The organism is Balneolaceae bacterium, from assembly GCA_034521495.1.
Classification (GTDB): Bacteria; Bacteroidota; Rhodothermia; order Balneolales; family Balneolaceae; genus Rhodohalobacter.
Map to the genome: position 1 here is coordinate 114,043 of JAXHMK010000016.1, position 22,709 is coordinate 136,751.

Annotated in this window: 16 protein-coding genes; 4 read left to right on the forward strand and 12 right to left on the reverse strand. The window is 38.4% G+C overall.

The features are described 5' to 3' along the window. Positions 1–167 precede the first annotated feature (167 nt). Positions 168–1,487: an alginate lyase family protein gene (locus U5K72_15750; GenBank protein ID MDZ7720270.1), complete on the forward strand. Its 1,320-nt coding sequence runs from the start codon at positions 168–170 to the stop codon at positions 1,485–1,487. A 20-nt stretch (positions 1,488–1,507) separates the two neighbouring features. Next, positions 1,508–2,983 (forward strand): glycoside hydrolase family 88 protein, encoded by a 1,476-nt coding sequence (locus U5K72_15755; protein ID MDZ7720271.1) that lies wholly within the window; start codon positions 1,508–1,510, stop codon positions 2,981–2,983. Positions 2,984–3,017: 34 nt separating this feature from the next. On the opposite strand, the gene U5K72_15760 is transcribed toward U5K72_15755, so the two are convergent. The 12 genes from U5K72_15760 to U5K72_15815 all read right to left on the reverse strand — a co-directional run bounded on the left by U5K72_15760 (position 3,018) and on the right by U5K72_15815 (position 20,351). Next, positions 3,018–4,514 carry a hypothetical protein gene (locus tag U5K72_15760; protein MDZ7720272.1) on the reverse strand — a complete coding sequence of 499 codons (1,497 nt, stop codon included), beginning with the start codon at positions 4,512–4,514 and terminating at the stop codon, positions 3,018–3,020. 406 nt (positions 4,515–4,920) lie between these two features. After that, positions 4,921–5,478: a glycosyltransferase gene (locus U5K72_15765; GenBank protein MDZ7720273.1), complete on the reverse strand. Its 558-nt coding sequence runs from the start codon at positions 5,476–5,478 to the stop codon at positions 4,921–4,923. A gap of 233 nt (positions 5,479–5,711) precedes the next feature. Next, the gene (locus U5K72_15770) at positions 5,712–6,791 is read right to left on the reverse strand and encodes a hypothetical protein (protein MDZ7720274.1); all 1,080 of its coding nucleotides are present in this window, start codon (positions 6,789–6,791) and stop codon (positions 5,712–5,714) included. A 71-nt stretch (positions 6,792–6,862) separates the two neighbouring features. Then, the gene (locus tag U5K72_15775; protein MDZ7720275.1) at positions 6,863–8,098 is read right to left on the reverse strand and encodes a glycosyltransferase family 4 protein; all 1,236 of its coding nucleotides are present in this window, start codon (positions 8,096–8,098) and stop codon (positions 6,863–6,865) included. Next, a complete protein-coding gene (locus U5K72_15780) occupies positions 8,074–9,012 on the reverse strand; it encodes a glycosyltransferase (GenBank protein ID MDZ7720276.1) in 939 nt (312 codons plus the stop codon). The genes U5K72_15775 and U5K72_15780 overlap by 25 nt, the downstream gene beginning before the upstream one ends. A gap of 57 nt (positions 9,013–9,069) precedes the next feature. Then, positions 9,070–10,875 (reverse strand): ABC transporter ATP-binding protein, encoded by a 1,806-nt coding sequence (locus U5K72_15785; protein ID MDZ7720277.1) that lies wholly within the window; start codon positions 10,873–10,875, stop codon positions 9,070–9,072. A 2-nt stretch (positions 10,876–10,877) separates the two neighbouring features. Further along, positions 10,878–12,158, reverse strand: coding sequence for a Wzz/FepE/Etk N-terminal domain-containing protein (locus tag U5K72_15790; protein MDZ7720278.1), 1,281 nt, complete (start codon positions 12,156–12,158; stop codon positions 10,878–10,880). Positions 12,159–12,239: 81 nt separating this feature from the next. Next, a complete protein-coding gene (locus U5K72_15795; protein ID MDZ7720279.1) occupies positions 12,240–14,114 on the reverse strand; it encodes a nucleoside-diphosphate sugar epimerase/dehydratase in 1,875 nt (624 codons plus the stop codon). A 196-nt stretch (positions 14,115–14,310) separates the two neighbouring features. After that, the gene (locus U5K72_15800) at positions 14,311–15,330 is read right to left on the reverse strand and encodes an NAD-dependent epimerase (protein MDZ7720280.1); all 1,020 of its coding nucleotides are present in this window, start codon (positions 15,328–15,330) and stop codon (positions 14,311–14,313) included. A gap of 100 nt (positions 15,331–15,430) precedes the next feature. After that, complete coding sequence (locus tag U5K72_15805) at positions 15,431–16,759, reverse strand: nucleotide sugar dehydrogenase (protein ID MDZ7720281.1); 1,329 nt, start codon at positions 16,757–16,759, stop codon at positions 15,431–15,433. Positions 16,760–16,890: 131 nt separating this feature from the next. Further along, the gene (locus U5K72_15810) at positions 16,891–18,774 is read right to left on the reverse strand and encodes a nucleoside-diphosphate sugar epimerase/dehydratase (GenBank protein MDZ7720282.1); all 1,884 of its coding nucleotides are present in this window, start codon (positions 18,772–18,774) and stop codon (positions 16,891–16,893) included. A 527-nt stretch (positions 18,775–19,301) separates the two neighbouring features. Then, positions 19,302–20,351, reverse strand: a complete 1,050-nt coding sequence (locus U5K72_15815; protein MDZ7720283.1) for a glycosyltransferase family 4 protein — start codon at positions 20,349–20,351, stop codon at positions 19,302–19,304. 201 nt (positions 20,352–20,552) lie between these two features. On the opposite strand from U5K72_15815, the gene U5K72_15820 reads away from it, so the two are divergent. Continuing rightward, complete coding sequence (locus U5K72_15820; protein ID MDZ7720284.1) at positions 20,553–22,028, forward strand: hypothetical protein; 1,476 nt, start codon at positions 20,553–20,555, stop codon at positions 22,026–22,028. A 285-nt stretch (positions 22,029–22,313) separates the two neighbouring features. Next, positions 22,314–22,706 carry a hotdog domain-containing protein gene (locus U5K72_15825; GenBank protein MDZ7720285.1) on the forward strand — a complete coding sequence of 131 codons (393 nt, stop codon included), beginning with the start codon at positions 22,314–22,316 and terminating at the stop codon, positions 22,704–22,706. Positions 22,707–22,709 lie beyond the last annotated feature (3 nt).

A 22,709-nucleotide genomic window follows, 5' to 3' on the forward strand; every position in this document is an offset into this window, starting at 1 on the left:
AAGAGATAATAGGAAAATCCTGTTCTATCCAAAAGGAGACAATACAATGAGTTCTATAAATTGGAGATTATGAAATGCGTTAAATTAATATTTGGTTAACTTTACCAAAATGGTTCGCTAAAAACATCTACGTATTCTATATTTTATGCTGTTAATGGTTAAAGTCTATGACTAATAAAATCCAACGCTTATTGGAGTTTCGGCATACTTTCAGAGGAATTTATCTTGGTTTGTCTATTTTAGTGGCCTGCCTGTTCTTTATCTCCTGCAACAAGAGTGATGGCATAATACCGCAGTTTTCAACATCAAACACCGGCCCCTATATCCTAAAAATTGACCATCTCAGGCTAATAGATTCTCTTAGAGCTGAAGATCCTGTTATCAACCAAGCCTACCGGGACCTGATCCGCGGCGCCGACTCTCTTTTGACCGTCAATTTTACATACGTCCCCGATAAAAATAAAGATAACATTGCCCCAAGCGGAGATCCTCATGACTACGTTAGTCTTCACAGATATTCTTACCCGAATGATTCCACCGGTGCTTACACAGATATCATAGATGGGAAAACAAATCCTGAATTTTATGATTACGACAAGCCCAAACTTGAAAAAATTTCATTTTCGGTCTATGCTCTCGCATTAGCTTATCATTATACAGGGATAGAAGCTTATGCTAAAAAGGCTTCAGAATTACTTAAAAATTGGTTTTTAAACCCTGAAACCCGAATGAATCCAAACATGAAATATTCGAGCTTACGTCCAGGTGTGCATGAAGAACCCGGTGGAGCCGGCATCGTTGGAGCACTTGATTTTATTGCCGTGATAGAAGCAGCAAGCCTGATATACGACAGCTCTGATTGGACGTCAGATCTGCATTATGAGCTAAAAAAATGGTTTTTTGAGTTTTACGTGTGGATGCATAATAAATATCCTGCGGATTCTTACAGTGCTACTAACATATCAACCTGGCTCGATGTACAACGAGTAATCTATCTTTTATTTACCGAAGAGGAAGATAAATTAAACAACTCCAGGCATGTTCAGCCCGTTTCCGAGCGTATTGAAAATCAAATTGAGGCAAATGGACTTCAACGTTATGAATCGAATCGCGGAATTCCTCAGCACTATATTTATTTTAATTTAAAAGCCTATATGAAGTTAAGTATTCTCCGGAAGAACCATTTTTTCAGAACAGGCCAGGATCGTGATTGGCCTGTGCTTAAGAACTGCGCCCTAAACAGTTGCGAAGCAGGTGGTTTGAAAGCAGCCCTTGATAATATCGCCGATTTTATCAAGCAGGAAGATAATACCACTCTTTTTTCATCCGATCCCGATTTTAGAACATGCAGATATCTTGAGATTTTCAGGCCCGCCGCTGTTGCGTTTGACAGTGCAAAATATGAAGAAATTGCACAGATTCTTATTAATAATGGATGTCAAAATTCTAACATTCTGCTCACTTATCCTCCGCTCAGTGAATTATAATAAACACGATATATTTAAAGATGAAGCTCGGAATTTACCATCTCTTTACTCTGCTGATTTTTGTTACAGCGAATGTTGATCTCTCTTTTTCTCAGCCTTATGCCGATCTTCGAAATTTTTTATTCCTGAATGATGCCATAAATCTTGCCGATCAAAAATTAGAAAAAACATTAGAAGAGATCTCTTTTCATAAAACAGTTCATCCCGCTCATACAGATACGGTAACCGGAGAGTGGATCACTTTTGACAGAAATGAGTGGACAAGCGGATTTTTTGCAGGTACACTCTGGTTTATGTATCAACTTACCGGCGAAGAAAAATGGCAAGAGTATGCCCAAAAATGGACACACGACATGAAATCAACTGCGTATAAATCTTCAGACCATGATGTTGGGTTCCGAATCGTTGGCAGTTACGGAAATGGATTCAAATTAACTGATCAACCCGAGTATCTGAAGATCATATTACAGGGAGCGTACAGCCTTTCAAAACGCTATAACCCTGATATTGGTGCTGTAAAATCCTGGGATCCCTGGACAGAGCTCAACGCCGTGAATCCCGTTATCATCGATAATTTGATGAACCTGGAACTGCTCTTTTTAGCTGCAAAACATTCCGGACGAAATGAATGGAAAGATATTGCGATTACACATGCCAACACAACTATTGAGCATCATCTGAGGCAAGATGGCAGCACTTATCACATTGTCGATTTTAATAAGAACGGATCGGTAAATCGAAAATTTACAATTCAAGGATATGATAAAAATTCTGTGTGGTCACGAGGACAAGCTTGGGCCATTTATGGATTTACAATGGCATACCGCTACACGAAAAATCCTGATTTTTTAAAGGCTGCAACAACTGTTGCAGACTATTTTCTTGAAAACCTTCCGGTTGATCATGTCCCATGGTACGATTTCAGGGAGCCTGCAATTCCAAACACCACCAAAGACGCCTCCGCAGCCGCAATCGCTTCATCCGGTTTGATTGAACTCTATTCGTTTACGAATAATCCCGACTATTTCAATAATGCTGTAGATATTTTAAACTCTTTGATGAGTGACGAATATTCATCAAAACAAACCGATGATAGTTCCATACTTCTCCGGTCCACAATTCATCGGGGGGATTCAGAACGAGGAACAATCTATGCTGATTACTACTTTTTAGAGGCCATCATTCGATATAAAAACCAGATTGAATCCGAATTCCCATATTTAGAGACCCAATCTTTTTTCCAGTTAGGACAGAATTATCCGAATCCCTTCAACAATCAAACTCAATTTTATTACAGCGTGGAGAATGCAGGAAACGTAAACATCGATCTTTATAATTTAGCCGGTAGAAAGATAAAAACTCTTTTCAGCGGATTTAGAGAACCCGGTAGCTATTTAATTCAAGTTAATGCATCAAATCTCGCTTCAGGTTTCTATATCTATGCTATCCAATCGCATGATATGCGAAAGTCCAAAAAAATGCTGCTCATTCAATAATCCAATGGATTTATTTGGGCTTATATGTTCCTTTTTAATCATACGGATGCATACCAAGTAATCTCTTAATTTTGCTTTTTAGGTTCGAAGATATTTTGCTATTGATGAGCATTTTAAAATATAAAAGTTTCGGCATGGGGTTAATCGGTTCCCTTAATATATCTTTCCACAAATATGAGATGATCATATTGTGTAACCTGTAATTGGGCCTGATACGATATTTTTTATTCGTACTCAGCAGAATCATCATCAATTTCCTGTTATTAAACGGGCAAAATTCCTCAATGGCAATATCCTGTTCAGCCGGGTCTGTTCCTCCCCAATTCCCCATTCTCTGTTCCCAGTAATAAAGATCAACCATATCAATATTGTTTTCTGATATAATGGGCCTAGTTTCGTTTATCCAGCTATTTATCTCCTCCAAAACGAATTCACTATTCGGGTAACCCGTTACTTTTGCAAGAAATTCAGGCGCAGGATTTTTCTCAAAAGGATAGTATGATCGAGCGGTTTCTGCCCCTCGCCCGTTTATATTCACCTTCTCCTGGTGATTTAAATAAAACTCATAAAAAGTCAACGTTTTAGGAAGATTTCGAGCCAGGTCTACATTCTTATGCAGTGTCTTTAAAAAATCTTCATCGGGGTGTTTCAGATTATCTAACAGGTGGAAATCTACCCTTAATTTTTTAAATAGTTTTTGGGGGATTTTTACATCTTCATCTTCTTCGGTTAACTGGTTTTTGGTACTGATAAAATAGAATATCTCATCTTTGATCTTTTTTGTTGCAGATAGCAGTGCCCGGCTGTCCCATCCTGCCGTAACAGGCATCATCAAATTAAATCTTTTTTTGGCTGAAAGAAGTGAACCTTTTAAAAGATCACCTGCCCGTTTTGCGGCTTCATCTGCTGAGATTGTTGGTTCATTATTCATCCAATACCTGTGAACAAAACCCGTATTAATTTCCAAATAATGGTTTGGAAGCAAGTGCTGTATTTCCCGATACCTTGTTTTGTCTCCTACCCAAAATCTTTCTTTTTTCTCAAACGCAGAAGAATGGATGAATTTAATCTTCTCTTCATCTTCTTCATCAGGTTTTAAATTCAGGTAATCAGCTAAAATTGCAGGATCCGATGCACACCAAATATTCCCCTCAACTTTGGCGTAGTAAATCTGCCTCATCCCAAACGGATCGTGAAAGAATGTAATCTCCCCATCGTCAACATAAATCAGAATCCACCTTCCGGATAAGCGATATGTATTTTCAATTAGAGTTGAAGCATCTGCTGACTTCTCAAAAAGCCATTCTATGATATCCGCATCCGTCCGATCCGGGTGAAACGGATCAATAATATACCCCAACAGAAAAAGTTGCTTTTCTTCTCTCTGAATGACCTGTACGGGAAGATCCTTATGGACGCTGAGCTTTAAATTCTTCGCAACATCAATGTGCTGCCAGTATTCATTTTCACCCCGAAAATGTGAACCGGCTATGAACTGCCGCCTGTACTCATATTTCTTCATTTCACTCATAAGAGGTAATATATTTTTGCCTGTCTGAGTTTACTTTCAGTACCCATATCACTTTACTTTTTCTCTCATAAATTCAAAAATAAACGCCAGTTGTTCCAAAATCCCTAATGCATAAAAATGTAACCAAATCAGACCTGTTTTCTGATCAAATTCTTTTCTGTACCTCTCCGGGTTATTTCCTCTGATTTTTGCAATAGATGGGGGTTTTAAGGATCTTAAAAAATTATAATACCAAGGTTTTCTCTCCTTTCTGGGTTCTTGTTTCCAGGTATAAAAGTAGCCTCTTCCGGTTCGTATTTTCTTTTGATAAAGGCTTTTTGACTGGCGGGCATATTTTTTTACCGCCGCTGTCCTACAATACCCGATGTTATAATTGTGGCTTTTTGCTTTCAGGGTCCACCGTACATCACCACCGGATCGCACTCCGCTCTTCAAAATGGCCGATTTGATCAAAAACACATCTTTTCACGAACAGATTAGCCGTGTATGCAACACCTCTTTTCTCAATCGCATCTTTCATCTGTATGGATGTTAATGAATCTACAATTTTAGCGGCCGTCATTTCATCCTGGAAATCAAATAGCACATTCCCACCCATTAAATCCTTCCCGGAATCTCTCAGGCAGTTCACCCCTTGTTCCAACCAATCACCTTCAGGAAATGAATTCGCATCCACAAAAACAATAATCTCCCCTGTTGATGCTTCTATCCCCCTGTTTCTTGCGGAGTATGGGCTGTTTAAATATTTCTTTTCTGTAAGCAGGATGTTCCTCTTTAAAAAAGACTCCTGAAATTGATACGAGTCCTCAGAACCATTATCCACAAAAATGACTTCAAGATTACTTTCCGGGTAGGTTTGATTTCGTATATGCTCTTCAATCCGTACAACCTCATCCTGATTGTTATAAAAAGGAATGATGACAGAAACAGTCGGCCTTTCCGATTGAAAATCTTTTGGATTCATTTTCCGACCGTAATTTTAAGTTCTTTCAAAGAGAACTTTAAAATACAGTACATATTTCGACTTCCCTGACGCTTCGGGGCAGGCTGCTCTACTGCGCTCAATATGGCGTTAGTTTGAGCGCTCCAAGGGCCCCTTAAGGGATGGTTGCGGCAGATCCCCTCGGTGTAATGAGAAGGAACGAGGAATGAAGTCAAAAACAAATCTATATCTCTGTTAAGTTCTCTCATAAACGGTTATAAAGATTTATACGACTGAACTGTTTTCTGTGCGATATTTTTCCAATTCATTTGATGATTTGCATATTCCTTATTCTTTATACCATGCCCTTCTTCTGATAATTCAAACCCTTTCTCAATACCCTCACTTACCGATTCCAGGTTGGCGGGGTCAAAAACAGGATTGCCGGTCTCGTTTAAAATTTCACCAATTACTCCATAGCCAGGACCTGTAACTACTTTACCAAATGTAAAACCTAACGCTATGTTTCCGGAATTGAGAGTATCTAAACGAGGTAAAAACAAAAGATCTGTAGCTTTCAGATAGATCTGAACCTCTTCCGGTGCGACCACTTTTTCATGAACTTTGATACGTTTATTGAGAACATTGGTATATAATTTTTTTCTTGTTATATAGTGATCCAGTTCTGATCGATATGGGTGCGGAAGTGATCCTGCTACTAAAAAAATACTATTCTCAACAGAACTGTTGTTGAAAGCATTGATACCCAATTCAAGCTCCTCTTTAGATCGTATGGCACCAAATGCCAACAAGAGCTTTTGATCCTCATCAATATTTAACTTCTGCCGGCATTCAGACCTTTTCATGTCAGAAGGAAAATAATTGTAATCGCCATGAGGAATTACAAAATGGGACTTCTCCTTTGCTTTCGGGTAAACTTCATGCAATTTCTTCTCAGAAAATGTTCCCAGGTGAATGAATCCGTCTGCCAAATCATAAATCTGATCATAGAATGAATCAAAAATGCCACCTTTATCTTCATGCGGTTTTTCATTGTGAACGGTTAGAACAATCTTTGCGCCCTGCGACTTCTTTTGTTCAATAGAGTCAGTGACTTTTTTAAAATGCTTTTCTTGCAGCAAATCGATCCTCGTCATATCAGTGAGTTGTGATTTTACTAAATACTCGGGCCAATGCAAGTGAATAATATCCCACAAACCGGGTTCATATAACCAGCCATATCCGTGCTGTATTTCGGTAATCTTATTTAATTTATGCAGCTCTCTCATCAGCAAGAACAGATAGGGATTTGCTTTTCCGCTTGTTCTTACATGCTGTGGAATCAATATTTTCATGAATGATATATCGGGTTTCGTAATTGATTGCTCTTTAAGGTAGAAAAAGATACCAATTGTGTCACAAACACTTAGCTTCCTTTTTTGATGTTCAACGATTTGCTAATCACATTTAAATTATCCCTGTAGATTTTTGAGATAATTTTTTTTGTTTGCTCTAACTTTTCTTCCTTTTTAGTTCCCTTTTCAAAAAAATCTTTAATCTCAGAAATCCAGACAGCAGGATTATTTGTACAGATCAACGCATGGCCAATCAGTTCTTGTAATCCCGTAGCGCCGGCTTCCGTTGAAAGTACAAATTTACCATTGGCAAGTGCTTCAAAAGTTTTGATTTTTAAACCTGTACCCTCCTGCATCGGGTTGATGAAAAGATCTCCTTTAGAATAAATTTCGTCGGTTGAATCAAACCTTCCATAAAGTTCAACATTTTCATCCAATATAGACGCATCTACGGCCTCACAAATCGACCCGGCTACCAGGAATTTCAGATCAAATTCGTAGTGTGTAATTTTTTTCCAAACCTGCTCTAAAAACCATGTCAAACCTCTGATATTCAGTCGATTTGATGAACCGATCATAATAATAGTATTGACCGATTCACGATTTTCTGTTTGGCTGTAGGAAATCAGATGTTTTAATAAATAAACTTGTACTGAGTCTGCGGCGAGCAACTCCTCAAAAAAATATTTTTCCTGCTCCGTAATTGCCCACACTACATCTGCTTTTGCAAGAACTTTTTTCTCATCCTTTTTTTGAAGACTGTGCCAGTCTGCCGGAGCTTGGTTGTTTTCTGAAAACAGTTTAAAACGATCCGTTAACCGATCATGTGTATCGATAATTTTGATAGTTTCTTTGTCAAAAAGATCAAAGTAGAAGGAGTAAGGGGCATAGTTTACAACTACAGCTTTATATGAATCACTATGTATTTGATTCTCCAGGAGAATTAGCTTCCCGAAATTTCTGTACTCCTTCAAGCTCCGGTTAAATCGAGCAGATTTCGCTCCATCTTTGAGATATCTCAACCATCGGTCTGTTTTTATCCTGATACCCTGAAGAATTTCTCTCATTCTATACAGCGGATTTTTAATCCATTTTACTTTTTCATCCGTCAGAGCATGTTCTAAAACTGTACCGTTAAAAAAGGTTTGATGATCATTCGAAATTTCTTGATGGAATCCTGTATAAAAAAAATCGAGTTGGTATCCACTGGACATCAGCTCGTAACAGATCGCCCGAATTCTTTCGCGATTACCCGCATGACCCGGAAAAAGTGGAACCGGACTTATGATGAGAATTTTTTCAGCCATCCGTATATTTTACTTCTGTTTTTTTTCATTCGAAAATAATGTATCCATGCACCTTTATCATGATGTGATACAGATTGCACCGCTTTCAACTGATCTATAAGCGTCAACTGATCCAGCATCGAGCGAATTTGACGAATATACCATGTAATCGGCAATTCACGGGGCTTGAGTTTTTGTGTAATGTTAGGCTTTTCCATGATCCAATCTACAAATTCTAAAGCCGCATTCACCTTCAAAAGTGCATTTTTTCGATTCTTTCTACCTGATATATTTGAATCACTATAGCGCCAATGGACAGATCCCCCCTTAATGGAGCAGATACCTCCGTGTTGGGCGAGTTTCAGGCAAAAAAGATCGTCGGCCGTCCACGCAAGCGGTAAGTCAGGAAATCCATCTATCTCTTGATATGCTCTCCGTGAAAAAACATACTCAACAATATAGCTTTCCTCTTTGTAGGACAACTTATTATTCAGGAATTCAGCCCCGTCAAGTATCTCCGGGAATTCGTTCTCTTTAATAACTTTTCCGTTTACTGATACTTTTTTTGTATTGAACCGATAGGCCGAAAATCCCGGATTTACATTAACGGTTTTATAAAAAGATTCCACACAATCTGGTGTCATAATATCATCATCAGAAAAAAGCCAGATCCAGTCTTCCTCTGCTGTCTCTCCAATGCATCGCTCCCACTGCTGAGTGAGTGATCTCTTTCCAAGATTTCTTTTAAACCGTTTGAATTTAACTTTACAATCAAAAGATACTTGTTGAGTAATCTGTTCGATATTATGTGGACTGGCGTCATCAAAAATGTATAGTATAAATCGCTGATCCGTCTGATTGCAGATGCTTTGAAGCGTTTTCTGTAAAAATTCAGATTTGTAGGCAGGTAATACAATTGCCAGATTTGGAGTCATTCTACCCTCTGTTTAATTGAGAAGTGAAATGTATTGCAGCAATCACCTATTTGCAAACTACAGGCTTTGAATTGCAACCATCTGGGCAAAACGGGAATCACTATTTAGCGAAAGCTCATCGTATGTTCCGCTTTCAATAATACGTCCTTTTTCCAGTACATAAATCAAGTCTGAGTTTTTGATAGTAGACAATCGATGTGCAATAATTACCACTGTCATTGAGCCTTTCAGAGCATCGATACTTTTTTGAATATATCGCTCGGATTCTGTATCCAGAGAACTTGTAGCCTCATCAAGAATAAGCAGATTAGGATTTTTATAAAGTTCGCGTGCGATGAAAAGTCGCTGGCGCTGACCGCCGGACAAACGTACTCCCCGATCGCCCACAACTGTTTGGTATCCATCATTCATATCCCGGATAAACTGATCGGCATAAGCTCTTTTGGCTGCTTCTTCCACACGTTTTCTTACGCCGGGATCATTTTCATAATCCCCTTTCCATAAGCAGATATTGTTAGCTACGGTATCATCAAAAACAACCGTTTCCTGAGAAACATATCCAATTTGTGATCTCCATGAACCAACTTCAATCTCTGAAGAATCAATACCATCAATGTAAATTTTACCACTCTGGGGTTTTAAAAGAAGGGTTAAAGTGTCAATCAGCGTTGATTTGCCAGCACCGGATTCTCCCACAAAGGCGATCATGTTATTGATCGGAATCTCAATATTTACAGACTTAAGAATATTCTCGTCACTGTCATCGTAGCGGAATTTAACATCATGCAACTCGATTCCATCCGAAAGCTGACCAACAGAACGAGAACCACTTTGTTCGCGGTGATGTTCCAAAATCTCAAACTCGTTCACAACCATCTCAAGTGATCCGATTTTTTCCATTGTTTTTTGCCAGTCATCCTGGATTCCAATCATGTGTTGCATTCCTCTGTGAAAGAGTAACAGGGCAACAAATATCGGGGCTATCGGGGCGTCGAATACCACCACTTGAACAATAATTACAAAAAGCAGAAATATAACAGAAACAGGTTCCCGTATAGCCTTTGTAAATGCACTTGCAGCTCCTTGCCGAAACATATACTGAGCCAGTCTTTCAATACTCGACATTACACCGCCTTTCAAATACTGCATCTGATTTGTGGATGACAGATATTTAAATGACTGAATAGTTTGAACCAAAAACTTATTCAGAAGACTTTCTTCTTTAGAGGTTTTCCTGGAGAGATTCTGAACGTATTTATTTAAATATCTGAAGAGAAACAGAAGCAGAAAACCTATGCCTATGGCCATTAGGGCGAATCTCCATGCCAGTAAAAATGCAATTGACAGGTACGATGCCGTAATAATAATCATTGTGAGAAAACGGGTAAATGTATCAAATGTTCGTATAAAATTATTGATTTGTCCGTTAATCACATTGATAAAATGACCGGTATTATTATCAGCATAATATTTATAATCCATAAACCGGTAGGAATTAAACATCTTCCCCTTGATCTCTTTCATCAATTGGGCACGAAGATAACTGGCATATCCACCCTCCAGGAATTTCAAAAAACCCTTGCCTATAAATATCACGCCAATAAAAATGAGAATACCAACAATTGAGTTTTGGATTCCCATAAATTCAAGAATTGCATGCAAAAACTGTAACGCAACACCACCACGGCCGCCAAGTCCGCCATCTCCGGCGTCAGCCGCTTCAATCAAAGGTAAGATTAACGTAATTCCGAAAGCCTCGGTTAGTGCAGCAGTGGCCGTTAGAGCAAATACAATGTAGAGTCTTTTCCCTATAAAATCTTTATAGACGCCAAAATAATACGCTATACTCTCAAAAAACTTCAAACTCAGCTTAGGTAAGGTTTAGGATCTTTATTTTTAAATTCATTCCAAAAGTAGGATACCCATCGTCTCAGATAGATCATAACAATCCCCAAAAACAGGCCTGCAAATAATGAACCACCTAAAATTCTTAAAGGGTCTGGTTCAGATGGACTCCCCGGTATCACAGCAGGCTCATGAACCCTGAAGACAGGTGTTTCTTCCTGCACCTGAATCTTTGCTTCCTGTAGTCTTCGGGCTAATGTGTTATAAAGGCTGAACGCTAAATCATACTCAGACTGAAGACGTTGCTCCACCACAGCTACACTTTGTAAATTAAGATTTACATTCCGATCCTGAAAAGCTGCTAATGAATCCTGACGGATTTGGAACAATTGTTTTGCTTCTTCATACTGTTCTTCTATAAATTCTAAATTATTTATTGCCTTCTCAGTTCGGAAATCAGTTACATACTCCTGCAACAGTTCCTTAACTAACATCACCATTTCTGTTGAGGCTTGTGGATCAGGTAGCGAAACCCCAATATTAACAAACCCTGTTTGTGGCTCCCTGGAGATCGTTATCAACTCTCCTGCAGTAGTTGATACTTTTCTGATACGATTATCTAATTGTTTTGGCGCATCAAATTCATCGAACTGAGAAAAGTCAATTTCAGGGCGTTCTGAGGTTTCTTTAGAAAAAAATGACCTTGTTCCATCCCAAATTGTAACCGGTAGTGCAATTGTGTAATTCCAAATAAAATCTACCGTCCTGTCTACTAAACTGGGTCTGTAATATTCATTAAAGTAATCGAAAACCGTTAGGGTGCTGTCTAATGTGCTGAAATAGACTTCATGCTGCATCAATTCAATTTGAAAATTCAGACTCTCAACAATATGAGGATACATGGTGACCTGGATATCATTTTCTTCAGCCTCTCTTTGAATGCCAAAAAAGTTACCGTATTGTTGAAATAATTGACCTAATTGAGATTGATTTGAAGTGGATTGTGGCATCAATTGAGCCTCTGAATAATACATTGGATTACTACCCAGGTATATAATTATTCCTAAAGCAAATACAATAATTACAGAGCTGAGTATTGTACCCTTATTAACCCATAGATCTTTAGCAATACCTACAAGGTCAATAAATACTTCGTCCTCGCGGTCTTGGTATCCCTCTTCCGAAACAGGGATAAGCCTGTATTCTTCTTTTAATGAGCTTTTCTCTAACTGTTTTTTACCCTTTTTTTCTATACTTCCCTCCTCAGGGCGGTCCGGCTCATTTTTGTTATAATCTGACACAACGAGACAAAATTACTTTAATATTTCAGGTAATATAGAAATGATTGAATTCTTACTAAATTTACGAAAATGTACGTAAATCTAAGCTTTGTAATTGAGGAGTTCTTTTGACTTGAATTGATATGTAGGTACAATATCTTTAATTGCTTGCTTAATCTGTTCGTGATTACCACCGGCTGCTACCTGCTCCAGATGATCAAGCTTATTTGAAATATCACTTTTTACATCATTGCTTTTTGCTACATAAATTTTTTCATGCTGTGTCATATCAGTTCCTTCTTCAGCCGTTAAAAGTTCTTCGTAAAGCTTTTCACCCGGCCGCATCCCTATATATTCAATTTTAATATCTTTATCCGGTTCAAAACCCGATAGTGTTATTAAATCCCTTGCCATTGTTTCTATGTTTACCGGCTCCCCCATATCCAACACGAATACAGAACCGTTCATATTTAATGCCCCGGCCTGCATTACAAGTTGTGATGCCTCGGGAATCGTCATAAAATAGCGCACCATATCCGGATGCGTAATGGAGATCGGGCCGCCACGTTTAATCTGTTCTTTAAATTTGGGAATAACACTTCCCCGGCTGCCCAGTACATTTCCAAATCTAACAGATACAAAAACTTCTCCGTTAGTTGTTTGATTTGAACCCCACTGCACAATCTGCTCCGATATCCTTTTGGTAGCTCCCATCACAGAGGTGGGATTTACGGCCTTATCTGTAGAAATATTAACAAAGTGCGTTATTTTAAAATCAAGAGAAACCTGAACTAAGTTCCTTGTTCCGCATACATTATTAAATATCGCTTGCTCGGGATTAGCTTCCATAAGCGGAACATGTTTATGAGCGGCTGTATGAAAAACAACTTGCGGTTTATATTTTTTAAAAATCCGTTCAAGAGTTTGCTTATCCCTAACATCTCCTATCTCAGTAGCATAACTAAGGTCGCTAAACTGATAGTCAATATGATTTATCAACCGGTGAATACTATTTTCACCGCGACCCAAAAGTACAACCTTGCGAGGTTTGAATCTTGAGAGTTGGCGAACAATTTCTGAACCAATGGATCCACCGGCCCCCGTCACGAGAATAGTTTTGTCTTCCGTATATTTTCTGATCAGCTTGGTATTCAGTTCAACCGGTTTTCTGCGAAGCAGGTCTTCTACATCCACATCCCGTATCTGATTGATAGTTACTTTACCGCTAATCAGGTCGTATATGCTTGGAATTATTCTATATTTGGCATCCGTCTTTCTTGCCTGCTCAACAACTCTCCGAATCACATCACCAGATTCAGAAGGCATAGCTATCAAAATTTCATCAATTTTAAACTGTTTGACCGCTTCATCCATTTCATCAATGGTGCCAACAACCGGAATTCCAAGAAATTTTTGTTCGTGCTTCGATCTGTCATCATCTAAAAAAGCAACAGGATACATTCCGGCCTGGGGGTGGCGTAACATTTCGCGGGCAGCCATATTACCACTCTCTCCAGCACCGGCAATTAGTACTCTGTGTTTATTTTTGGTTTTAGCCCGAACATACGTTGGATTCCAATACACAAGATAAAAACGAGTGCCCACTCTCATACCGGACAGCAGCAAGAGTGATAAAAAGTATTCTATAACAGGAACAGAATATGGAATAACAACGGACTCACGAAGTAAAATTGTTGAAACAAGAAAAATGCCAGTGACAAATGAAATAGACTTTAAAAGGGAAAAAAGATCCCGAAATCCTGTATTCCTCCAAGATTGCCGGAACGTTCCAAACCAATAAATAGAAAAAGCTTTTATTAATGAAAGTACAACCGTTGCTCCTAAAATTTCATCAACATATCCATTAAAATCTCCATCAAGACGGAGCGTAAATGCTACGATTGTAATAGAACTCCAAACACCAAGCTCTATAAAGAACTTCCAAAAATCTCTGTGATCAATAATTCTTTTTAACATTACCAACAGTTAATTATTCCTTAAGAAGAAAAAACACTAAAGCTTATTTCACATCAAGACAAATAAAATTAAGAATTTACAAAAATTCTATTCTATTTATCTTATCGATTTAATGCTCAGCTATATCTGCTATTCTTACAATCTTTATAACTAAAGCTTTTCCACCTGTTTTGTCCCAACAATTTTTAGATCATTGTTAATCAGTATAGTATTTTTTATACCAATTTATAAATTTTTTAACTCCCTCTTTTACAGTTACTTGTGGACGAAATCCTGTTAAATTGTTAAGAGGTTCCACATCTGCCCATGTTTTAGGAACATCGCCGGGTTGTATGTCCATCATGTTCTTTTCAGCTTCAATTCCCAGGTTTTCTTCAATTTCATTGATAAAGTCCATGAGATTGACAGGACTGCCATACCCAATATTAAAAAGCTGGTAAGGAGCAGTTAGCTGACCTGAAGATTCAGAAGGCGCTTTTAGAATTAATCTTTTCATTCCCTCAACAATATCATCAACATAAGTAAAATCGCGAGCCATATTACCGTGATTAAATACCTTAATTGGATGTCCTTCCAACATCGCTTTTGTAAACAGGAACAGTGCCATATCGGGCCGTCCCCATGGGCCATAAACGGTAAAAAAGCGAAGCCCCGTTGTTGGAATGCCATACAGATGAGAATATGCATGGGCCATCAATTCATCAGACTTTTTACTTGCAGCATATAAACTCACCGGATGATCTACATTGTCTGATGTTTTGAAAGGCATCTCTTTGTTTGATCCATATACTGAACTTGATGAAGCATACAACAGATGAGATACATTCGTATGGCGACATCCTTCAAGGATATTTAAAAAACCGACTATATTACTTTCTATATATGAGTGTGGATTCTCAAGGCTATAACGAACGCCCGCCTGAGCCGCTAAGTTAATAACTATATCGAATTGTTCTGACTCGAAAAGCTGTTCTACAACTTCTTTATTTCCAAGATCTGTTTTGATGAAACGATAATTGCTGTTTGATGAACTTGTTACAAGATTATCTTCGCTGATCTCATCAATACCTGTTTCTTTCAGTCGGTCTTTTTTCAGCTTCACATCATAATAGTCGTTTATATTATCCAGGCCCACTATTTCAAAGTTTTCCTCAAGCAAACGCTTTGTTAAGTGAAACCCGATAAAACCAGCCGTGCCGGTGATAAGAACTTTCATTTTCTAATGTTGTTTAAAATTTAAAATCAAGAAGAGAATTGTATAACCGTTTTTTATTAAAGGTTATGCTATGTAATATTTTTTTGTTTCCCCAAGCCCGTTAAGCTTTCCAAACATGCCCGTTTTTAGATGATATATGCTTCATGGAGTTACGGGTATCCACAATCAGGTCGTTCCATTCAGATAATTCATGGTAATCTATCTCATCGTGATTTGTTGAAATAACAACCACATCATACTGTTGTATGGTATCTTTATTCCATTCCACGGATTTGGTACCCGCCCAGTGCGCATGTTCCCTGGATTCTTTGATTACAGGCACATAGGGATCGTAGTAATTCACGTCTGCACCCATTGAAGAGAATAGATCCATCAGTTTATAACTGGGTGATTCTCTATCATCATCCACGTTGGGTTTGTAGGCTAAACCAAGAATCAAAACTTTGCTGCCGTTTACAGCTTTTTTATGAGAGTTGAGTGCCTGAAGTGTTCTGTTTACTACATAATTTGGCATCTCGGTGTTAATCTCACCGGCCAGCTCAATAAATCGCGTATTTTGCTCAAACTGCCTTGCTTTCCACGTTAAATAAAATGGATCGATTGGAATACAATGTCCTCCCAAACCAGGTCCCGGAGTAAACTTCATAAATCCAAAGGGTTTGGTTTCAGCCGCATCCAACACTTCATGGACATCGATACCCATCTCTTTATAAATCACTTTTAATTCATTTACCAACGCAATGTTAACTGAACGAAATATATTTTCAGTTAATTTTACCGCTTCGGCTGTTTTTGTATCGCTTACGGGCACTGTTTCCACAATGGATGTATTGTAGAGTTCGCAGGCAAGTTCTACTGCTTCCTGTCCATGTCCGCCCACAACTTTAGGAATCTTGGACGTATTAAACTCTGCATTTCCGGGATCTTCGCGCTCCGGGCTGTACGCTACATAAAAATCTTCCCCCGAAGTTAAGCCGCTTTCTTCTTCCAGAATCGGGATAATTAATTCCTGGGTAGTACCCGGCCATGTTGTAGACTCAAGGATTACCAACTGGTTTTTCCTTAAATTTTTTGCGATAACCCTGGCCGTTTCCACAACAAATCTCATCTCCGGCTCTCTGTGAGTATTCAGCGGGGTAGGTACACACATCAGAAGTGCATCAGCTTCCTCTAATCGAGAGAAATCTGCAGTAGCAGAAGACCTGTCTGATTCAGCTAATACCTGCATTTTATCTTTTCCGAGATGTTTGATGTAAGGTGTACCCTCTTCAATGCATTTCACTTTGTACTCATCAATATCGTACCCAATAACAGGCATTCCATTGTCGTGGAAAGTCCACATCAGTGGTAACCCAACATAACCAAGACCGATAATTCCAACTTTAAACTCTCTATTTTGAATTTTTTGCAGTAACTGTTTGATGTTCATGTATTTTTATTATGAATATTATCTATTGCAAGCATGGAATATAAGACTCCTCACCGAATTGAGAAATGAAAATAGCACCAGATGAATAAGTTTATTTATAAATGCCGAATTTTAGTCAAAAAACTGGATCACTAATTGGTATAATTCTTCAAAGAGTCGCGTTCATTATTGAGAGTTTTATACGAGTCTTTGTAGGAGTACGTAGGAACAATTTTTTTGATATGATTGCGAAGTGAATCCATATTTCCGTTCTCAATACTTTCCACCATTTGAGAAATTACCATTGTGAGTTCATCATTATTTACATCTTTCCTGCAAATAGCCTTGTGAATTAACTCGTGAGAAGTATTTTCAACCCCCTCTTCAGCCTTCAGCAGTTCTTCAAACATTTTTTCGCCGGGTCGTAAACCAATAAACTCAATCGGAATGTCTTTTTCAGGCTCTAAGCCATGAAGCTGAATGAGTTGTTTAGCCATATCTAAAATCTTAACGGGTTCACCCATATCCAATACAAAAACTTCGCCTCCTTTACCCATCTCTCCTGCCTGCATTACTAATAATACTGCTTCAGGAATTGTCATAAAATATCGTTTTACCTCAGGATGTGTAATTGTAACAGGGCCCCCATTTTGAATTTGATCGATAAAAATCGGTACTACAGAACCCCGGGATCCCAATACATTACCAAAACGAACCGATATAAATTTAGTAATACAAAGATCGTTATGATCAAGACAGATCTCCTCGGCAATCCGTTTAGTTGCCCCCATTACATTAGTTGGGTTTACAGCTTTATCCGTTGAAATCAGTACAAATTTATCTACATCATGGGTACAAGAGAGGCGTGCAAGAACATCTGTACCTTTCACATTTACTTTAATAGCTTCTTCCGGAAAATCTTCCATCATGGGCACATGCTTATAAGCAGCTGCATGAAAGATAATATGAGGCTTTTCCTTCTTTAAAAGCCGGTTCATTTTATCTTCATCCATAATATTTGCAACATATGGTACAAGATTTACCTCTCCATCTTCAAACTCTTTCTGTATATGAAACACTTCGGTTTCATCAATATCAAGAGCAATGAGTTTACCAACATTTAAACTTACACACTGCCTGACAATTTCCCGGCCTATCGAACCTCCGGCACCAGTTATTAAAACTGTTTTTCCTTCAATACTGCTGCGAATTGAATCCATATCAATTTTTGCAGGTTCGCGGCCAAGAATATCATCAATACTGATTTCGCGAATATTTTTAACCCCTACCGGATCATCTGAAAGAAGGTGAAAGGATGGCAGTACTTTTACCTTTAAGTTCGGTTTTACGTTTTTTATTCTCTTGATGACCGATTTCAGATCATGCTTTGGGAGAGACGGTATAGCAATAATCAACTCATCGATATCTGTATATCGCAGAAATTGAATCATTTTATTTCTGTCGCCTTTAATTGGAACCCCATGCATGGAAAGACCATGTAATTTCTCAGCATCATCGAATACAGCAATAATATTTAAATTCCAGTGTGTATGCCGTTTTATATCCCGCATGATCTGATCACCCGCATTACCCGCTCCGAATACAATGGCTCTTTTTTCGTGATGTTGATTTTGAAAAATTTCAAGATTTAAACGTTTACTTATTCGGAAAGCACCAATATAGAGTATGCTTTGCAGATGGGTTATTGCAAGTAAAGAGAGCTGTATATTGTTGGCCTGTCCTATGACCACTAAAAACCCGGCGTATAAAATAGCGGAAATTGTCAAAGCACTAATAATCATTAACAATTCACGAAGACTGGTAAAACGCCAGCTTACCTTATACATCTTAAACAGGCCAAGAAAAAGGAGAGAAAGTACTAAATAAGCGGCTATAAACAGGATAGGTAGTTCAACCGAAAAACTGGCTACAGACCTTAAAATATATATCGATATGAAAGAAGACAGCAGTATGGCGATCGCATCTCCTGCAATGAAAAAAAAGACACGGCTTGTATATTTCTTCAATATTGCCATTTTCAAGGTTTAAACCTTATATGTAAATAATACCAAGTCTACTATTTTAAAACTCTCTAACTATCCGATTAATATAGTAATTATTAGTCAATTAAAAATTACTGATATATATCCTATAAGTTGTATTATCCGTAATTTTTCTGTCCGAAATAGAATTTAATTACTATCAATGTATATGTATAGCTTCATTTTATAATTACCGCTCATGTTTTATTGAGAGGGTTTTGAAATACCAGACATATTTCGACTTCGCTCCGCTGCCACAAAGTGATCCCTTCGGGGCGCTCAATAGAACGTCAGTTTGATCGCGATGAGGAGGTACGACGAATGAAGTCGAAAACAAATGATTGCTTCTGCACAGCCTTTTTATAAATAGCTTTAAAGAAGCCAACAGATAGCTGTTTTACTGTGCGGTGGGTACTCCAACAGCATGTGAACCTCTCTGATTGTTCTAAAATCTAATTGCCTCAGATAACACCAGTCAACAGCACTATGGCGTGCAGTAGTGGAATAAACTTTGTTGATATTTACTGTTGCTTATTTTTCTCTACAAAATGAACTCCCGTCAAATATAAAAATGACATAAGCAGTAACAAGAGCAGAAGAGAAATTTGAACTGCATCATTTTCATGGTAATACAACAGTGAGATCATCAAACAAATTAGAGCAAAAGCCAGGTACAGAGTTGAAATTTTTGAATGCGGCCAACCTGCTATATTTAATCGCTGATAAAGATGAGAACGATGAGGTTTAAAAATATTCTCACCTTTTATCATTCGCCGAACCAGGGTTGATGAACTATCAAACAGAAAGGGCCATAAAAGCAATGCTCCAATCCACAGACTTGTGGCAATAGTGATCTCCTTAGAAACTGATGCCGCAACAAAGGGCATCACAGCAAAAAAGAAACCCAGGAAAAGACTACCTACATCGCCCATAAATATTTTGGCAGGTGCCCAATTGTATATTAGAAAAACCAATACAGTTGCAAATACAATCAGGTTAAGTGTAAAGAGAGTGGGTTCACCCCAAAAAAAAGCAAAAATCATCCAGCCTCCAGAGGCGGTGAGCGCCTGGGCTGTAGCTATCCCGTCAACCCCATCCATAAAATTGTAGATATTCGTAACACCGGTTATCCACAAAATCCCAAGAAACGGGCTAAAAATTCCCAATGAAAATTCAGACACGTATGGTAAAGAAAACGAATCAAGTGTGCCCACAAAGAATAGAATTAAAGAAGCAGCCGCCACTTGTGTGACTAATCGAATGGATTGAGAAAGATTAATTCTATCATCAAACCAGCCCAGTAATGAAATCACTATTGTTGTTGCAATTAAGGAAAGATATGCACTCGAGGTAAGCAGGCCTTGCCATGCAAAATAAAGAACAAATGCGATGATTGATGTAAGGACAAAGCCAATACCTCCTCCCCTTGGTGTTGGCGTACTATGGGAACTTCGCTTCGTTGGTACATCCGTAATGTTATGTTTTTGAGCATACTTGATGAACCATCCGGTTGCAACGTAATTGCACCCGGCAATAAAAATTATACCAACAACTGTAATCAAATCTGGCACCGTATATTGCTTTTATTCAGATACTATTTCTAAACCCCAAATGCGAAAAAATCCCAATAATACTACCAGGACTCAAGTTGAATTTTGAGAAAATTTAATGAATTAATATTCTTTTCTGCGATCAAAAATAGTAAATCATTACTGTTTTTCATTTATTTATTTAACTGTTGATAATATTCATTTAAAATTCAGGAGATATCTATGCCAGCTATCAATCCTCCTTTCTATCCTATTATTTATGTACGCGGTTATGCTATGAGGCAATCTGAGATTGAAGATACTGTTGCAACGCCATATATGGGTTTCAATCTCGGATCCACCAAAATCCGCCAGGAGTGGGATGGTAAAATCAAGAAACACATATTTGAATCGTCTCTTGTGCGCTTGATGAAAGATTACGAATACGCCGATAATTATATGAATGGAACAGAAATTGAAGACACCATTCCGGCTAAAAGTATCATTATTCACCGGTATTACGATGTTGCTTCTGAAGAAATTGGTGCAGGAAAAGTACCATCAGTTATTGATGCTGCCAAAGCCCTGGGCAAACTGATTGAGAAAACCAAAAACCTGGTCTGCGGAGACGATCAAGAGGCTCACAATAAATTTAAAGTCTACCTGGTGGCACATTCCATGGGAGGATTGATCTGCCGCTGTTTGCTGCAAAACGACAATGTAAGCAATAAAAATGTAAAGCATTTGGTAGATAAGGTATTTACCTACGGCACTCCGCATAACGGGATAGAGGTTGCCGGAGCAAACGTTCCCGGTTTCCTGGGAATTTGGGATATGAACAACTTTAACCGGGATAAGATGGCGTCTTACCTGGATCTTAACAGAGATTCGGTACAGGTTAACTCGCTGGATGGAAAATTTGATCCAGCCCGGTTTTTCTGCCTGGTAGGTACAAATCACAAAGATTATAACGCCGCCAAATACGCCGTCGGGCCTATGAGTGACGGACTCGTTAAAATAAAAAATGCAACAGTCGATAAATCGCCGAGAGCTTATACCCATCACAGCCACAGCGGCCACTTTGGAATGGTAAATTCTGAAGAAGGATACCAGAACCTGGTTCGATTTCTGTTTGGAAACACAAGAGTGAAAGGAGTTTTAGAACCTATTGCACTGCCGTTGCCTCCTTCTGTTCAAAAGGCGTATGAAGAAGACAAAGATATCAAAGCTTCCTACTTTTTTGAGGCTACCGTTGCACCGCGAGGATCGTTTACATACAAACTTACCGAACGTAAAATAGATCACAGTTCCGCTGTTTTTCGAACATTTGATGAACTTCTGCGCCCCGAAAATGTTGGACGGAACAAACCAAGGCTGCCTGTTTTGTTCTCGGTTTTCCTGGACAGCAACAAAATTACACACGGACGAACACTTGTATTCACAATCGACATTGTGGTTAGAACTACGGAGTACAGAATCAATAAAATTCTTTTCCTTGAAGAACGGATTCCCGAAGAGAATCTCTATCGCGATAAATTAACCGTGCGAGCTACCATTACCGATGACGGATGGAACATCCGGTATATACCAACTGATGAACAGTGGGGCGAAAAACTTGGCAAAGATGTGCTCACTGACCAGAAAGGTGTTTATATTCCATTATCATCTAAAAAAGGATTTAAGGGAAAACTCTATCTCGATATCCGGCCCTGGTCGTAACATCCGGTTTTGAAATAAAAAAAGCTCCCAATCAAGTGAGCTTTTTTTGCCGTTATATGATTGTCGATAGTACGCTTTGGAGTTACTGATTACAACATATCTATTCCTTATTATCTAAATATTAATGAAGTATTAATAAATAGAAACAACTTGTTGTTTGAGGCTAATTCTCTCATGAAAATATTATCAGAAAAGATGTAAACACGCTATCTTGAAGTGACTATTTGATTTAAAGCGCAATTATTTATAAATCCTGAGAAATTAAAACTTTAAAACTGGCTTTTCATGGAAAATAATTTTCCAAAAATGCGATTTTTTAGCAGGAAGCTCATCAAACCACAGGATCTGAATGCTCATGGCACTCTTTTTGGAGGATCTGTACTGGCCTGGGTTGATGAGGAGGCTGCCATTTATGTTATATGCCAGCTGGGAAAGGGGAATATAGCGACAAAATTTATGTCTGAAATCGATTTTGTAAGCTCAGCTAAACTTGGAGATATCATTGAGATTGGAATGGAGACGGTTTCTCTCGGAACAACATCTATCACAGTAAAATGCGAAGTTCGGCATAAGTTCACGCGTAAACCGATCATTCGGATTGATAAAATTGTATTTGTTCATCTGGATGAAAATGGACAACCTACACCACACGGAATTACAAAACCTGTAAACAGATAACTT

Coding starts and splice junctions, on each gene's coding strand:
- U5K72_15780 (MDZ7720276.1), bottom strand. CDS start 9,012: ATGACTCCAAATCTGGCAATTGTATTACCTGCCTACAAATCTGAATTT.
- U5K72_15800 (MDZ7720280.1), bottom strand. CDS start 15,330: ATGAAAGTTCTTATCACCGGCACGGCTGGTTTTATCGGGTTTCACTTA.
- U5K72_15760 (MDZ7720272.1), bottom strand. CDS start 4,514: ATGAGTGAAATGAAGAAATATGAGTACAGGCGGCAGTTCATAGCCGGT.
- U5K72_15755 (MDZ7720271.1), top strand. CDS start 1,508: ATGAAGCTCGGAATTTACCATCTCTTTACTCTGCTGATTTTTGTTACA.
- U5K72_15765 (MDZ7720273.1), bottom strand. CDS start 5,478: ATGAATCCAAAAGATTTTCAATCGGAAAGGCCGACTGTTTCTGTCATC.
- U5K72_15805 (MDZ7720281.1), bottom strand. CDS start 16,759: ATGAACATCAAACAGTTACTGCAAAAAATTCAAAATAGAGAGTTTAAA.
- U5K72_15770 (MDZ7720274.1), bottom strand. CDS start 6,791: ATGAAAATATTGATTCCACAGCATGTAAGAACAAGCGGAAAAGCAAAT.
- U5K72_15820 (MDZ7720284.1), top strand. CDS start 20,553: ATGCCAGCTATCAATCCTCCTTTCTATCCTATTATTTATGTACGCGGT.
- U5K72_15825 (MDZ7720285.1), top strand. CDS start 22,314: ATGGAAAATAATTTTCCAAAAATGCGATTTTTTAGCAGGAAGCTCATC.
- U5K72_15750 (MDZ7720270.1), top strand. CDS start 168: ATGACTAATAAAATCCAACGCTTATTGGAGTTTCGGCATACTTTCAGA.
- U5K72_15795 (MDZ7720279.1), bottom strand. CDS start 14,114: ATGTTAAAAAGAATTATTGATCACAGAGATTTTTGGAAGTTCTTTATA.
- U5K72_15810 (MDZ7720282.1), bottom strand. CDS start 18,774: ATGGCAATATTGAAGAAATATACAAGCCGTGTCTTTTTTTTCATTGCA.
- U5K72_15775 (MDZ7720275.1), bottom strand. CDS start 8,098: ATGGCTGAAAAAATTCTCATCATAAGTCCGGTTCCACTTTTTCCGGGT.